Annotated in this window: 10 protein-coding genes and 1 riboswitch; of the genes, 2 read left to right on the top strand and 8 right to left on the bottom strand. The window is 52.3% G+C overall.

Annotated features, from left to right (window positions below):
• Positions 1-978 precede the first annotated feature (978 nt).
• From QW71_RS32640 to QW71_RS32625, 4 genes are all read right to left on the bottom strand, one after another.
• Entirely contained in the window at positions 979-2535 is a 1557-nt protein-coding gene (locus QW71_RS32640) for an extracellular solute-binding protein (protein ID WP_373604800.1), read from the bottom strand.
• A gap of 160 nt (positions 2536-2695) precedes the next feature.
• On the bottom strand, positions 2696-3589 hold the full coding sequence (locus QW71_RS32635) for a carbohydrate ABC transporter permease (RefSeq protein ID WP_039309445.1): 894 nt from the start codon (positions 3587-3589) through the stop codon (positions 2696-2698).
• A gap of 15 nt (positions 3590-3604) precedes the next feature.
• Positions 3605-4471, bottom strand: coding sequence for an ABC transporter permease (locus QW71_RS32630; protein WP_373604799.1), 867 nt, complete (start codon positions 4469-4471; stop codon positions 3605-3607).
• 456 nt (positions 4472-4927) lie between these two features.
• Positions 4928-6325 (bottom strand): MATE family efflux transporter, encoded by a 1398-nt coding sequence (locus tag QW71_RS32625; protein WP_039309444.1) that lies wholly within the window; start codon positions 6323-6325, stop codon positions 4928-4930.
• Between the two features lie 165 nt (positions 6326-6490).
• On the opposite strand from QW71_RS32625, the gene QW71_RS32620 reads away from it, so the two are divergent.
• Positions 6491-7372 carry a helix-turn-helix domain-containing protein gene (locus tag QW71_RS32620; protein WP_039309443.1) on the top strand — a complete coding sequence of 294 codons (882 nt, stop codon included), beginning with the start codon at positions 6491-6493 and terminating at the stop codon, positions 7370-7372.
• A gap of 136 nt (positions 7373-7508) precedes the next feature.
• On the opposite strand, the gene QW71_RS32615 is transcribed toward QW71_RS32620, so the two are convergent.
• From QW71_RS32615 to QW71_RS32600, 4 genes are all read right to left on the bottom strand, one after another.
• Entirely contained in the window at positions 7509-10577 is a 3069-nt protein-coding gene (locus QW71_RS32615) for a glycoside hydrolase family 2 TIM barrel-domain containing protein (RefSeq protein ID WP_039309440.1), read from the bottom strand.
• A gap of 372 nt (positions 10578-10949) precedes the next feature.
• Positions 10950-11510 carry a cysteine hydrolase family protein gene (locus QW71_RS32610; protein WP_039309438.1) on the bottom strand — a complete coding sequence of 187 codons (561 nt, stop codon included), beginning with the start codon at positions 11508-11510 and terminating at the stop codon, positions 10950-10952.
• Positions 11511-11529: 19 nt separating this feature from the next.
• Complete coding sequence (gene allB, locus QW71_RS32605) at positions 11530-12942, bottom strand: allantoinase AllB (RefSeq protein ID WP_039309437.1); 1413 nt, start codon at positions 12940-12942, stop codon at positions 11530-11532.
• A gap of 160 nt (positions 12943-13102) precedes the next feature.
• A riboswitch (purine riboswitch) is annotated at positions 13103-13206 on the bottom strand.
• A 418-nt stretch (positions 13207-13624) separates the two neighbouring features.
• Positions 13625-14005 (bottom strand): MerR family transcriptional regulator, encoded by a 381-nt coding sequence (locus QW71_RS32600; protein WP_039309436.1) that lies wholly within the window; start codon positions 14003-14005, stop codon positions 13625-13627.
• Between the two features lie 155 nt (positions 14006-14160).
• Between QW71_RS32600 and QW71_RS32595 the strand changes: the two genes are divergently transcribed.
• Positions 14161-15081 carry an aldo/keto reductase family oxidoreductase gene (locus tag QW71_RS32595; RefSeq protein WP_039309431.1) on the top strand — a complete coding sequence of 307 codons (921 nt, stop codon included), beginning with the start codon at positions 14161-14163 and terminating at the stop codon, positions 15079-15081.
• The last annotated feature ends 38 nt before the right edge of the window (positions 15082-15119 follow it).

Below are 15119 nucleotides of genomic sequence, written 5' to 3'. Positions count from 1 at the left end.
AGCCAATGCAACGTTTTTCACTTCCAAAAATTAGCTAATCAACAGCCCTATACGTATTACAACTCTAAGCCAACAATACAGGGGAATTTTCAAGGATTGTTGTAGGAAATACAACAATCCTCGCGATTATTCGCTAGAATGAGGCGAAATGTTGCATTTCATACAACAATCCCCGCTTAGCTAGCGCATATTGAGCGGGAATGTTGTATTTTGTGCAAGATTAGTCTCCAGTACACGAAGAAGCCCCTCGCTTTGGTGGATGCTCACGCTTTGGTGGAACACCAAGCCTATCTCTAATTCTACGGAGATATTCCTCCCGCTTTGGTGGATGCTCTCTCGCTTAGGTGGAACACCAAGCCAGTCTCTAACTCTACGGAGGTGCTCCCTCCATTTTGCTAGATATTCCCACGCTTTGGTGGTTGCTCCCTCGCTTTGGTGGAACACCAAGCCCGCCTCTAACTACTCGGAGATGCCCCCTCCGCTTTGCTGGATGTTCTCACGCTTTGCTTGGTGTTCCCTCGCTTTGGTGGAACACCAAGCCGTCACTAACTCTACGGAGATATTCCCTCCGCTTTGGCCCGTCTCCAAGTACACGGAGACGGGCTTTTCTGCTCTCCTCCCCTGCCACGGAAGCGGATGTCTGACGTGGCTTTTGCTCTTCGAGTGCTGTATGCAGGTCTGGCTACCGCTTAAACAGCGGAGAAGACGGAATGAATGTGGAGAAGCGGCAGCGGTCGCCTTTGTATACGGATTTTCACCGCTAAGGTAAAAATAAATAAAATCCGGATACAACAGCGATCGGAACATCATTCCGTTTTCGGAGCGTCCACCCAATGCGCCTCCGTTGCACCCGCACTTGCACCTGCACCTCGCACTCGCACCCGCCCTGCACCTCGCACTTGTACCCGCCCCTGCACCCGCACCTGCCACCTGCCCATAAAAAAGCCCCAAAAGCCATGCGGCTTCCGGGGCCCCTCTCTACTTAATACCTTTCTCCGCAGTATAAGCATTCCACTGCTTCGTCCACTCCGCCTGGATCTTCTCGAGTCCGGCCTGCTTGGCCTTCTGCATGAAGGTTTCCAGCCCCTTGTCGATATCCTCCACCAATCCCGCTTCGAGCGGGAACAGATATTGCTTCTCGACCTGCTCCAGCGCCGCTTTCTCTGCCTGATAGGAAGAATAGTCCTCTGCAAAGCCGAGGAATAGATCCGGCTTCTGAATCTTGTCGAGCTCATCGAAGATTGCCTTCACTCCGTCAAAACCCTTGTCGAACAGCATATACTCCGGATTTCTCCACGCCCAGCCGTTCATGCCCTCCCGGGTGAAGCCGTTGGTCTGGCTGGTGCCAAGCAGCTTGTAATACCCGTCTTCTACGGTATAGTTCTTGCCCTCAATACCATATTCGGTCAGCTGGTTGTAGCGTTTGTCCAGAACCAGCTTTTCATAGAAAGCGAGCGCCCGATCCGGATTCTTGCTGCTCTTCGGAATCGCAAAACCATTGTGAACCGGATGTACCGGAGTCGCATACCCCGTTGTCTTACCGAACGGATAATACCCCAGCTCCCATTCGGGATGTGTGGTGCTGATCTTCATGACCATATCATTAAAGCGCGTTGGATTATCCCCGAACATGCTCGCCGCCTTGCCGGAAGTAATCGGGTCCTGCATCGTATCCTTAATATTCAGCACATTCTTGGGAATGAAGCCTTTTTCCTGCCAGCGCTTCATGACCTTCAGCTCTTCTTTTTGCTCATCGGAGCCCCAGTACGAGTACACTTCAGTAGGCGATTCATATTTCACGCCCATCCCATATGGCAGCGCGCCGACCATCTTATTCAGCTCTGTATAAATGTAATGAAGATTATTGCCGATGTCGCTGTTCAGGGAGGCCGGCATCATATCCGGTTCATTCTGGCGGATTCCGTCCATGTAAGCCTCATAGCTGGCCAGATCCGTAGGCTGTGGAAGATTGTATTTCTTCCGCAGGTCCTCCCGCCAGACGAAACCGTTGGTCACATATTCTTTGTAAGTCGCAGGCACTGTATAGATTTTGCCGTCTACCTTAACATCCTCCCACATCGACTCAGGAACGAATTTCTGCAGCTCTGGCGCGGCCTTAGGCAGCAATTCATCCAGGGCCAGGAATGCGCCGCGTTTCGCATAGGAAGCATACTGGGTCCAGTCTGCAGTGAAGATCAGGTCAATCGCCTGGCCCGAGGAGAGCAGCAGCTTGTATTTCTGATCCCAGTCCGTCCAGCTCGTATAGTTGAATTTAACCGTTGTATTAAGCTCCGCTGCCGCCATCTTGTTGACTTCGGCTTCAATCGCCGGCAGATCCTTCGGCGCATCGCCGAGCATGTAGAACTGCAGCTCCACTTTCTTGGAGGTGTCAATTCCGGCTTCTGCCGTAGCAGTCGTACTGCCCTCTGTTGCCGCAGCCGTGTTGTTTTTACCGCTATCCGTGCTGCCCGCTGCCTCTTTATTGTTGCCGTTACTGCCGCCGCATCCCGCAGCGAGCAGCGAGACCGCCAGCATGGCTGTCAGGACAGCCAGCGGTTTTTTCCGTGCATTCTTGCTCATCATGAACCCTCCCAAAAGTGTTGTTTGATAATACAGCTTCCTGGTTCAGCTCCTCACAATATCTATGTTAGCCGAATAGCAGCCGCGAAGAACAGCGCGGAGCCGCTACAAGGTTCTAACCTTTTACCGCGCCGATCGTCAGGCCTTTAACGAAATAGCGCTGAATGAACGGGTACAGAAACAGAATAGGTCCGGTGACAACGATGGCCATCGCCATTTTCGTTGACTCTGTAGGCAGGTCTGCCCCGAGACTTACCCCGGTTCCCGCCCCCATATTCGCAATGAACGAAGCCGAGTTGATCACATTGTACAGATGGAACTGCAGCTGATACTTATGTGTGTCATTGATGAACAGGGAAGACGAGAACCAGTCGTTCCAGTATGTCAGCGCGAGAAACAGTCCTACCGTGGCAATGCCGGGCATCGACAGCTGCAGCACAATCCGCCAGTATATTTTGAAATCACCCGCCCCGTCAATCTTGGCAGATTCGAACAGCTCCTCAGGAACAGCAGAACGGATGAAGTTCTTCATCAGAATAATCAGGAACGGCGTCATCAGCCCCGGCAGAATCAATGCTCCATACGAGTCGGTCAGATGAAGATATTTGGTCATCATAATGTACCAGGGCACGAGGCCCCCGCCGAACAGCGTGGTGAAATAGATATAGAACGAGAACGTATTGCGGTATTTGAAATCCCTGCGGGCCAGCACATAACCAGCCATAGTCATGAAGAACAGCCCCAGCGTCGTCCCAGTAAGTGTAGTGAACAGAGTAACGCCATATGCGCGCAATACCTCATCCGGAAAAGTGAACACCGTCTTGTATCCTTCCAGTGAGAATTCTGCAGGAATCAGATGGTAACCGTCCCTGATAATCGATTCATTGGAGGACAGCGAGGCCGATATAATCAGCAGAAACGGGATCAGACACGCCAGCGAGCCGATGATAATAACCGTGTACGCCAGCCCCTGCAGCAGTCTGGTATAGTGATCGTCTTTAATATGCATGCTCTTTCTCTCCTCCTAAAACAACGCGTAATCATCATTGATTTTGCGGATAATGTAGTTCACCGTCATGATCAGGATGAAGCCGAACAGGGATTGATACAGACCCGCCGCCGTCGCCATGCCGATATCAAAGGTCACCTTCAGGGAGCGGAAGACGTACGTATCCAGAATATCTGTTGTGTTATACAGCACCCCGTTGTTGCCGATCAGCTGGTAAAAGAGGTCAAACTGCCCCTTCATAATGCTTCCGAGTGAGAATAGCAGCAGCACAACGAAGGTAGACTTCAGCATCGGCACCGTAATATACCAGATCCGCTGAAAAATATGCGCTCCGTCAATTTTGGCCGATTCATAGTACTCATCGCTGATCCCTGTGATGGCCGCCAGGTAGATAACCATGCTGTAGCCGAGATTTTTCCACAGATAGAACAGGATGATCAGGAAGATCCAGACCAGCGGCTTATTATAGACATCCACAGGTCCCGCTCCGAACCGGGCCAGCAAGGTGTTCAAGAAACCGCTATCATAATTGAACACGTTGTAGACGATGACGCTCAGAATAACGAAAGAAACAAAATACGGCAGGAACATAATCGACTGGGTCAGTTTCTTGAACCATTTGTGGCGCAGCTCGCTAAGCAGAATCGCACAGACAATCGCCAGTACGTTGCCGAGCAGAATGAAGGCCAGATTGTAGCCGATTGTATTGAGCGTCAGCTTGATCAGCGTACCCGATTTCCAGAGAAACTCGAAGTTCTTCAGACCCACGAAGGGAGCATCGAACAATCCGGAATTGAAATCAAATTGAGTGAACGCATAATACACGCCGACCATCGGGAAATACGAATTGACCAGGAAGAACAGCAGCGCCGGCAGCAGCATCAGAAAAAGAATCCGGTTATGAATCAGCTCATGCAGAAATCCCTTCTTCCTTCTCTTCCGCGTGCCGGACTCTATCTGCGGGGACAGCCCGCCTGTTCCCTTCAGTGGAAGCTGGATAGCGAGTGGCATACCCGACTTGCGCTTACGGTGTCTCAAAGCCTTCACTCTCCTATACCTATATAAGTTGGCGGCACTGGCTCTGAAGCCTCCGCCCCTCGCGGCCCTTATGGCTTCGTCCAATGGATGATGCCCTGAGTATAGAAGATACCTCCTGCAGCTGAACAGTGAACCTTACAGCTATTCCTGTATTTTATTGCCAACCCCAGGGTGTACATTTCATACTTTTGTGCAGTAACCACGCTTGAACGCAAATAAGCCCCCGGATTACTCTCCTTCAGGAGAAGAATCCGGGGGAATGGTGTGCGTACTCCCGCGCTTATATCATCATATATACTTTTAAAGCTCTACCGAACAAGCCACGGCCGGCTTCTCCCTCACTCCCTGCTGGCGCCCGGCAAACTGCGATTCGGCCTGACTCAGCACCTTTCGTTTCCGCCAGCGCAGCAGCACCAGTCCTCCTCTTGCCGCTTCATCGGCAATCATGCAGCAGTAGATACCCAGTAGCCCCCAGCCGGACGAAATTCCGAGCCAGTAGGAGCCGCCTACGCCAATCAGCGTCATGGAGATCATCGAGACCACCATGGTATAGCGGGTGTCACCGATCGCATTAAGCGAGTTGCCCATGGCCATATTCAGCATTTTGCACGGTTGCAGCAGCAGATTAAGCGCCAGCAGGGATACGCCGATAGCGACAATCTCCGGATCGGCAGTGAAGAATCCGAGCAGCGACCGGCCGAACAAATACAATAGCAGCACATTGGCGCTGACGATGGCCAGCCCGATGTATAGCGTCCGGTATGCTGCACGATAGGCCTCCTGCGTCTGCTTGGCACCGAAGAGATAGGCGATCTGAATCTGCCCGGCCATAGCGATGGCATAACCCAGCGTGAAGCAGAAGGACTCCAGCGTGTTCAGATAGGTACGTGCAGCCAGTTCCTTGGCACCCAGCAGGGCGAGAAAAGAATAAATCACCAGCTGCGATAATACCCAGGAGGAGGAGTTCAGTCCCAGCGGCCAGCTGATCCTGACGATCTCCACGAATAATTTGCGGTGGAAGGTCCGGAAATCCGGTAGTCTGATTCTGCGCTCAAATGCGCTGCTGAACATATACAGCAGTACAGCCACACCGATCAGCCTGCTGATCATCGTGGAGACCGCAATGCCGCTCAGTCCCATCTCCGGCAGGCCGAACATGCCGAAGATCAGAATATAATTGAGCAGAATATGAATAACATTCACAGCCACTCCCGTATACATCGGCCCGCGCGTATTGCCTGTATTGCGGATTGCAGAGCCTAGAGAGGCAGTCATTCCAACCATGAACAATCCGCCGCCCACATAAGTGAGGTAGACATGAGATAGCGGAATCAGATCTCCTGAAATATGAAGCATCCGTGCAACCGGATCGGCATACAGAAACAAGCTGACACTGAAGGCAACCCCCAGGATAGTGCTTACGGTAACTCCCATAATCGCAATCGTACGCGCCTCTTCATTGCGGCCAGAGCCGAGCCGCTGCGCAATCAGTATTCCTGCACCTCCGGCGAACGTGGTAAACAGTGTAATCAAAGCGCCAAATAACTGATTCGAAATGCCTACAACGGCAACGGCATCATCAGAGATTCGGCTGACCATGATAGTGTCCACTGTCCCGAGCAGCGTTTGCAGAAATATTTCAATAAATATTGGCCAGGCCAGCATCCACAGTCCGCTCTTCCCACCCATGGGTTTCATGGAATAAACCCTCCTCTGCCGATATGCGGCTGCGATAACCTGTGTAATCAAGCCTTGCAATTCAAGCTTGCTCGAAATAAATTATAGATGATATACTCTGGAAAATGTACCATATCTCAAACCTAAACTTTCAATATTCAAACCATCCTGCAGGAGGCTACCCTAATGAATCCGCTCCTATTCCGCATTCCTCCCCTGCCGCATTATATTGCAAGCGGCTTCAATCACTACCCGCCCGGCTATCAGCATCCGAACCGCCAGCATATCAAAGTATTCGATCTGCTCGTCGTCCGGCAAGGCTGCCTGTACATCGGTGAAGAGGAGCGGCGGTTTACGGTGAAGGCAGGAGATGCCTTAATCCTTCGTCCGGATTGCCACCACTTCGGAACGGAGGGCTGCCGGGAGGAGACTGCCTATTATTGGCTTCATTTTCAAACCTTCCATGACTGGCCCGCGCAGCCCGGTTCCGCGCTTGATTCCGGCAGCCCGAATGAGCCGGTGGGCGGCCTGCCCGCTTCGTTCTTCAATATCAGCTCGTTTAACCTCGCGCTGTCGCAATTCGTCACTCTGCTGCAGCCAGCCAAGATCGAAGAGCTGCTAGCCCAGCTGGGGCAGCTGCAAGCCACTGCCCACCTGGAATCGGTCCGCTTCCGGCAGCAGACTCTCTTCCAGGACATTCTGCAGCTGCTTGCTGCTTCCGTGAAGCCGGAGCAGCACAGCTCCCAGTCCACTGTATGCGCCGAGCAGGCCGCCTCCTTCCTCCGTGCCCATTACCGCGAAGAGATCACTACGGCGATGCTCGGAGACAGCCTTAACTTTCATCCGGTCTATATTGCCCGCTGCATGAACAAGGCGTATGGCTGTGCACCGATGGAATATCTGCTCCGTTACCGGATCGAGCAGAGCAAGCTGCTGCTGATGCAGACCAGCTTCCCTATCGCCCGGATTGCCGAAGAGGTCGGCTTCAACCAGGCGCCTTACTTCAGCTCCACCTTCATGAAGCTGGAGGGGCTGTCACCGCGGGAGTACCGCCAGCGCTTTTCATGAGAACAGGCCATCAGCGGTTTCCTCCGCTGATGGCCTGTTTCACTAGATAAGAATGTATATATTTCGGGGTCCCCGCAAAGTACCTGGGTAATCATCGAAGCAAAAGTCCCACTTTGCGGGGTTATTGTACTAATACTTACTCCGTCTCCGGCAACGCCGCAGTCATCCAGAACTCCCACTCCAGCTGCTGGTCAGCAGGTATCCGGTATTCCGGATGTACCGGCGCGCCCCAGCTGTCATCACCGCCGACACCCATTTGCTGCGCGGCAATGGTGACAACCGTGTAGTGCACCTTGGGCAGCTCATAAGGATGCGCTGCCTGCTCCAGCTCGAACGCTGTGTATGGCGACAGCGTACATTCCAGCGGCTCTCCCGCAGCCGCCTGAATCTGCAGCCCGCGGCCGCGCTCGTCCGTAATGCGTACCTGGCGTACGCCGGTACGGTTGCCGGACTCCTGCGGCACCAGATAAGGTGACGGCAGCTCCGTCACCTTACGCCGGAAGCGGCCCAGACGCGCTCCAGACGCGCGGTCACTGTAATTCTCTTCCGGCCCGCGGGCATACCAGTCCGACTCTCCATAATCGGCGGACATCCGGAAAGACACGGCCACAACCGGCACATCCGGCAAGCCGGCTGCTCCGGTATAGACCATACGGACCCGCAGCCTGCCGTCTGCGTAGACCGTATATTCAATACGGGTCTTCAGCTCCCGGCTGATGCTGAATTCATAGTCAAAGGTCACCGTGGCCCGGTCCTTCCCGGTCTCAAGCCTTACCGCCGTGCAGCTGCGGGCAAGACTGGCCGCGAACCAGCCGCCTGCGTGGTGAGCAAGCGAAGTTCCCTTATCATTATCTGTGGTTGCCCGCCAGAACAGCGGAGCAGGCGGAGTAGCAATCATCTCACGCCCCCCGTAGCAGAGCGACACCAGCGAACCTGCCTGCTTGGAGAACAGGGCAGCGAATCCGCGGCCGGTTACGCCAATGTTCACGTCTCCCTCGATCACCCTGAACTCTCCGGCCGCAGGCAGCATAACATCCTCTAGGTCCTCCGCAGCCTCAGCGGCTTCAATCCGGAAGACGTACTCTCCGTAAGCCGTCTCGAATCCCGCCTCAGCCCACAGCTCCGCTTCCTTCAGCAACAGGCTTGCCGCCAGCGTGTACTCTCCCGGAGCTCCTGACACATCCGGCAGCGCAAGCGGAATCCGCGCCTCTGCCTGCGGCGCAACCGCCACCTCCTGCTGCCCCTTGAAGATCTGCCGCCCTTCCCGGTACAGCCGAAACTCCAGCCGCAGCCCTTCCGTCCCCGCGAACAGATTACCGTTGATGATCTTCACTGCATCCCGTTCCGGTACAAGCCGGATGTTCTGGTAGAGGAACTTCACCTCCTGCATCTTCGGAGTCACGGTCCGGTCGGCAAAAACAATCCCGTTGCCGCAGAAGCTGTAATCCGTCGGCCGATCGTCAAAGTCACCGCCATAGGCCAGATATTCTTCTCCGTATCTGTCTTTGGCCACCAGCGCCTGGTCGATATAATCCCAGATGAAGCCGCCCTGATATTGCGGATACCGGCTCTCCAGCTCGATGTACTTATGAAGCCCCCCTACCGAGTTGCCCATGGCATGCATATATTCACAGCTGATGTATGGCTTATCCGGCTGACCTTCCAGGTATTCTGCAATATCCGCAGGCTTGGCGTACATCCGGCTCTCCATATCACTGGTGTCATTGTATTTACGGTTATGGAATACCCCTTCATAGTGCACCAGCCGCCCCGGATCGGTCTTGCGGAAATAATAGGACACGTTCAGAATCACCTCACCTGCATACGATTCATTACCGCAGGACCAGATGAGGATGGACGGATGGTTCTTATCGCGCTCCAGCATCGACACTGCACGGTCCATTACAATATCCTGCCACTCCGGTTTATCACCGGGAATGTTCCAGGACGGCTCAACCGCGCCCATCTTTTGCCACGAGCCATGGGATTCCAGATTCATCTCGTCAATCACATAGACACCGTACTCATCGCACAGCTCATACCAGAGCGTCTGATTCGGATAATGCGAGGTCCGCACAGCATTGATATTATTCTGCTTCAGGGTGATGATGTCCTTAATCATGTCCTCTCTGGTGATGTTCCGCCCTCTGCGGCTGTTGAACTCATGACGGTTGACTCCTTTGAATATAATCCGTTTGCCGTTCAGCAGCATCAGCTTGTCCTTCAGTTCGAACACGCGGAACCCCGCCCGCTGCACAATCGCCTCCACCAGTTCTCCGCGGCCATCGAATACAGAGATACAGACGCTATAGAGATACGGATTTTCTGCGCTCCACAGCGACACCGTACCTGCCTCCAGGGTAAAGGCTGCCTTTCCCTTCACAACCTGCCCCTCGGTTTCCGCCACAACGGCACCGGCCGCATCCTTCAACCCGATTTTTACAAAAGCGTCCGCCGCCGTTGCCATGCTAAGTTCAGCAGTTAACGTTCCCTCCTGATAGACAGCATCCAGCCCCGCGTTAATCCGCAGATCCTGCACATGAAGCTCCGGTACCGTATACAGATACACCTCGCGGAAAATACCGGAGAACCGCCAGAAATCCTGATCCTCCAGCCAGCTGCCCGTGCAGCGCTGATAGACCTCAACGGCCAGCTTGTTCACACCCTCCTGCAAATAAGGGGTCAACTCAAACTCCGCAGGTGTGAAGCTGTCTTCACTGTAGCCGACAAATTGTCCATTAAGCCAGACATAACAAGCCGCCTCTACGCCCTGAAAAGAAATAAAGACCGGCCCGTTCTCCATATTCGCCGGAACCTCAAAATATTTCACATAACTCCCCACCGTATTGCTCTCCTTCGGAATCGCCGGCGGCCGCACAGCATCAAGCCCGTCCCAGGGATACATCGTGTTGGCATACTGCGGCTTGCCGTACCCCTGAAGCTGGATATGTCCGGGCACCTGAATATCTTCCCAGCCTCTGGTATCATAATCCGCCTTATAGAAATCCTCAACCCGGCTGGCCGCATTCACCGCGTAGCTGAATTTCCAGTCTCCGTTTAGGGAATGACGCAGCTCCATCGGGGCTTGTCGCTCCGCTTCCTCCATGGTCATGTAATAACGATGGTCCGAATGCGCTTCCAATCGGTTCACCTTAAAAACTGAAACATCGCTCAACCACTCCAGACTAGGCTCGTTGCTGAACATTATATTTTCCTCCTTCATGTTCTCTCACAATAATTTTGTTCTCTTCCATGATTCCCTTACCGTCTGCGTCAGAAGTTCCAACTTCATTTTACCCAAGACCTTCGCAGGTTCATAGTGCAGGATCACAACTAAGGTGCACATAGCTGACTTTGGGGCATTTGACCCTGGCCTCTTACTGCATCTTAAGCTTTTAGCAGCCGCAAATGGAATAGCATATTTACCGTTTTTACTGGATTATTTATCTGTTTATTAAGAGGAACACCCTCCACTCCGCTTTCACGCAAAAAGCCCCAGCTGAGCGGCAACCGCCGTACAGCATGGAGCTTTTATAGTAACAGGTTCAGTCTTTCAGTCTTTCAGTCTTTTAGCCTATTAGCCTTTTACAACAGCATTAACCTCTTTATACTCGGCCAGGGTCAGCACTTCTCCAAAAATCCCGATATCCCGCAGACCCGAGATATGCATCTCCTCATCCTTCGAGGCGCAGCAGTCGCTGATACACTTGACCTTGTAAGTGTGGTACATCGCATCGGATGCCGTAGAGCGGACACAGACGTTGGTCCATACCCCGGTAACTACCACCGTATCAATCCCCTCCTCACGGAGAAAAAGATCCATATCCGTATAGCTGAACGCACTATGTCTTCTTTTCTGCACGATATAATCGCCCTTATCGGGCTGCGGGGTCAGCTCGGTTATGAAGTCCGATCCCCAGGTGCCCTTAATCGCATGAACCGGCCTAACCCGGAAATCAGCATCATTCTGCCGGTGCGCCTCCTGTACGAAGATCACCTGAATATCATTCTCGTGGCTGAATTCGATCAGCTCCTGAATCGCAGGCACGATTCCCGCCCCATTCGGACAAGTCAGTGCTCCATCCGGATGGATGAAATCATTCAGCATATCAATAATTACTACCGCGTGTTTAGCCATTCTGTTCTCTCCCCTTCTCCTAGTATTTCAGCAAACGCGGAAGCTCGCTGATCGTCTGCCGTTTCACGAACTCGCCATAGCCCGGTTTACCGACTACACCAAGCTCGTCATCGTAGACCAATGTGCCTCTGACAATGGTTTTATCCACCTTGCCCTTCAGCTTCATTCCGTGGAACGGCGTATATTTCGGTTTGCAGTGCATTTTATCTTTATCGAACGTCCATTCCTTCTCCAGATCGACAATCGTGAAGTCGGCATCGGTGCCGATTTCAAGGGCGCCTTTCTTCGGATACAGGCCATAATGGATGGCCGGATTCGTACACAGCAGCTCCACCAGGCGGGACAAGCTGAGTCTACCTTTGTTGTAGCCTTCACTAATCATGATCGGCACCAGCGTTTCTACACCCGGAATCCCCGGAAAAGAAGTCCAGACATCCATGCCCGGCGCATCCTTTTCCGTAGCAATCTCATAGGGGGCATGGTCGGTAGCCATGAAGTCAATCGTTCCGTCCACCAGCCCCTGCCAGAGCGCTTCATTATCTTCCGGACGGCGCAGCGGAGGTGCTATTTTGGCAAAAGTCCCGAACTCCGTCATCGCATCCACCGCATTCAGCGTCAGGTAGTGCGGACAGGACTCCGCTGTCACCTTCACCCCTTTAAGCTTCGCTTCCTTGATCAGCTGATTGCCTGCCGCCGTACTCATATGCACGATATGCAGGCGGGCTCCCGATTCCTCCGAGAAGCTGATGCCCAGCTGGATCGCCGCTTTTTCCGCCAGAATCTTGCGCGCTTCAGCCCATGCCGGGTAATCCATCCGTCCTTCCTTTTTCAGCTTCTGGGTATAGTAATCGCAGATGGCATAGTTCTCAGCATGAATTCCGATGGGCATTCCAGTTTCGGCTACAGCATAGAAGGCTTCGAGCATCTCAGGGTCCGTCACACGCGGGTAAGATGGCACAGACGGTGTCATATATACTTTAAAAGCAACCACGCCCTCAGCAGCCTGCTCCTTCACAATATCCAGCACATTATTGCGTACATCCTCGCCGGTAATCCCGCCCCACATGGCGTAGTCGACGATTCCTTTACCTTCGAGTGCATTCAGCTTGTTATGCAGGTTCTCCACCGAACGTACAGAGGGTACGCTGCAGCAAGGCATATCTACAATCATCGTTACCCCGCCCGCCGCCGCACTGCTGGTTCCAGTAACGAAGTCTTCACGGTGTGTGAACCCCGGATCATTAAAGTGAGTATGCGAATCAATAACTCCTGGCAGCACCAATTTGCCCTGTGCATCAATAATCGTATCGGCCTCCGCGTCAATATCCTTGGCGAACCCCACGATAACACCTTTGTTCACCAGAATGTCCGTCAGCACCTGTCTGTCGCCTTGCGGAATACTCGCATTTTTAATGATCAGTTCATAACCCATGAATACACACCTCTTCTTTATGATTTGGTTGAATCCTCACTCTGGCCGGACGAGGCAAGATCAGCTTCACGCTTCTGTACACAACAAAAAACCCAGGGTACAAAAGGCACATAATAGTAAACACTGCCTCACCCGGATACCTCCGCACAGTGAAAAGCAATTCCTATCACATACCTCCTGTAGCCTGGGGCAATTTACGGTCGCCTGGTCGAAACGCTCAAACCAAATTATTGAGCTTATACAAGAGCAAGAGCTTATTTGATTAGTCCATCTGATAAGCAAGCAGCCCCGGCAGCATCACGTTAATTAATATAACACAATATCCGGAATCGGCTTCCTTAAGTACCTTTATCATATCATCAAGAGGCTTCCCGTCAAGATTATAAACCACTTTGTCAAGAAACGGTCAATTTATATGTCATATAACATTACACTAACGGACTTTGCATTACGCTTTCCCCGGATATTCCGTTCTTTCTGCTGCCCTTCTATCTACTGTATAAGCAACTTAGGAAAACCCGGGAACCCGGTCTCCGCAAGGATTTCAACCCAGTATAAGGCCTTACTCTATTTATAATTCATCTCATTCTTATACCGGTTTCGCTACAAGCTTAAGTACTGGCTGCACCATTTCCAATCCTTAATTGCAGCGACAATAATCATACGACCCTACGGCTCAAGATTAGGGTCTGGCTGCTTTCGCTTCACTCTCCAGGGAGGCAAAATAAGCGATTTTGTGGTCCACCTTTTGCGCAAAGCTCTGAAAGAATTTAATCTTCTCATCAATATGCACTTTATGCTCCTGCAGCAGTCTGCGCTGATCGGGCAAAGCACTTACCCCTTCTTTCGAAAGCGCAATGAATTGCTTGATATCGGCAATCGCCATCCCTGTATCCTTAAGACAGCAGATTAACGAAATTAACTCCAGATCCTCATCGTCAAAACACCGGTTGCCGTTAACATCTCTTGCCACAACCGGCAATACGCCCTCCCGTTCGTAGTAACGCAGCGTATATTGGCTCAGTCCGCTTTTTTGTGCTATGGTTTTGATGCTGTATCCCATTATTACAGCTCCCTTCTGTCAGCTGGTATCGGTTTCACCTCTTAAGGTAACACCATTTGGTTTCTATGAAAAGCCGCTCTATAAATCTATTGACTTACACCTAACTCTAAGGTCTAAGCTTAACACTGTACCTTCATTTAAGGAGTGAATAATTAATGGTAAAAAGAATTAACGTTGCTAATGGTGCGCTGGAGGTCGCTGAAATCTCCCTGGGCTGTATGCGGATTGCAGATCTGTCACCACAAGAGGCCGATGTACATATTCACAGCGCCCTTGAGGCTGGCATAGACTTTTTTGACCACGCTGACATTTATGCTGCCGGTAAAGCTGAGGAGGTGTTCGGCGACGTGCTGGCTGCAAGCCCGGGCATGCGTGAGCAGCTGCTGATTCAGACCAAATGCGGGATCCGTAATGGCTTCTTCGACTTCTCCAAAGAGCATATTGTGAGCTCGGTAGAGAACAGCCTGAAGCGCCTGAAGACCGATTATGTCGATGTTCTGCTGCTGCACCGCCCGGACACCCTTATGGAGCCTGAAGAAGTAGCAGAAGCCTTTGATCAGCTGGAGAGCAGAGGTTTGGTTAAACACTTCGGCGTCAGCAACCAGAATCCCCTGCAGATTGAATTGCTGAAAAAGAACGTCAAACAGCCCCTGCTGTTCAACCAGCTTCAGCTCAGCGTAATGGTCACCGGCATGATCGATTCCGGAATCAACGTCAATATGACAAATTCCGGATCAGTTGTCCATGATGGAGGCATCCTGGAGTATAGCCGCCTGCATGATATGACGATCCAGCCTTGGTCACCGTTCCAATACGGTTTCTTTGAAGGCGTATTCCTCGGTAATGAGAAGTTCCCGGAGGTGAATGAAGTCATTAACCGTCTGGCTGCGGAAAAAGGGGTAGCCGATACGGCCATCGCAATCGCCTGGCTGCTGAGACATCCAGCCAAAATGCAGCCGGTGGTCGGTACCACCAACACAGCACGTTTACTTGATATCGCCAAAGCTTCCGATATAACCCTCAGCCGGCAGGAATGGTATGAGATCTACCGCGCAGCCGGCAACGTGCTTCCTTAAGTGGGTCTTAGCATCAACATATAAAACATATAAAACCC

The sequence above is a fragment of the Paenibacillus sp. IHB B 3415 genome (assembly GCF_000802655.2).
Classification (GTDB): domain Bacteria; phylum Bacillota; class Bacilli; order Paenibacillales; family Paenibacillaceae; genus Paenibacillus_AQ; species Paenibacillus_AQ phytohabitans.
Note: the sequence above shows the minus strand (reverse complement) of the source record. Positions and strands in the feature narration are given on the sequence as shown.

Excerpts from the sequence above, each read along its gene's own strand:
- QW71_RS32620 (WP_039309443.1), top strand. The coding sequence starts at position 6,491 with ATGAATCCGCTCCTATTCCGCATTCCTCCCCTGCCGCATTATATTGCA.
- QW71_RS32640 (WP_373604800.1), bottom strand. The coding sequence starts at position 2,535 with ATGCTGGCGGTCTCGCTGCTCGCTGCGGGATGCGGCGGCAGTAACGGC.
- allB (WP_039309437.1), bottom strand. The coding sequence starts at position 12,942 with ATGGGTTATGAACTGATCATTAAAAATGCGAGTATTCCGCAAGGCGAC.
- QW71_RS32615 (WP_039309440.1), bottom strand. The coding sequence starts at position 10,577 with ATGTTCAGCAACGAGCCTAGTCTGGAGTGGTTGAGCGATGTTTCAGTT.
- QW71_RS32600 (WP_039309436.1), bottom strand. The coding sequence starts at position 14,005 with ATGGGATACAGCATCAAAACCATAGCACAAAAAAGCGGACTGAGCCAA.
- QW71_RS32635 (WP_039309445.1), bottom strand. The coding sequence starts at position 3,589 with ATGCATATTAAAGACGATCACTATACCAGACTGCTGCAGGGGCTGGCG.
- QW71_RS32630 (WP_373604799.1), bottom strand. The coding sequence starts at position 4,471 with ATGCTGCTGCCGGCGCTGCTGTTCTTCCTGGTCAATTCGTATTTCCCG.
- QW71_RS32610 (WP_039309438.1), bottom strand. The coding sequence starts at position 11,510 with ATGGCTAAACACGCGGTAGTAATTATTGATATGCTGAATGATTTCATC.
- QW71_RS32625 (WP_039309444.1), bottom strand. The coding sequence starts at position 6,325 with ATGAAACCCATGGGTGGGAAGAGCGGACTGTGGATGCTGGCCTGGCCA.
- QW71_RS32595 (WP_039309431.1), top strand. The coding sequence starts at position 14,161 with ATGGTAAAAAGAATTAACGTTGCTAATGGTGCGCTGGAGGTCGCTGAA.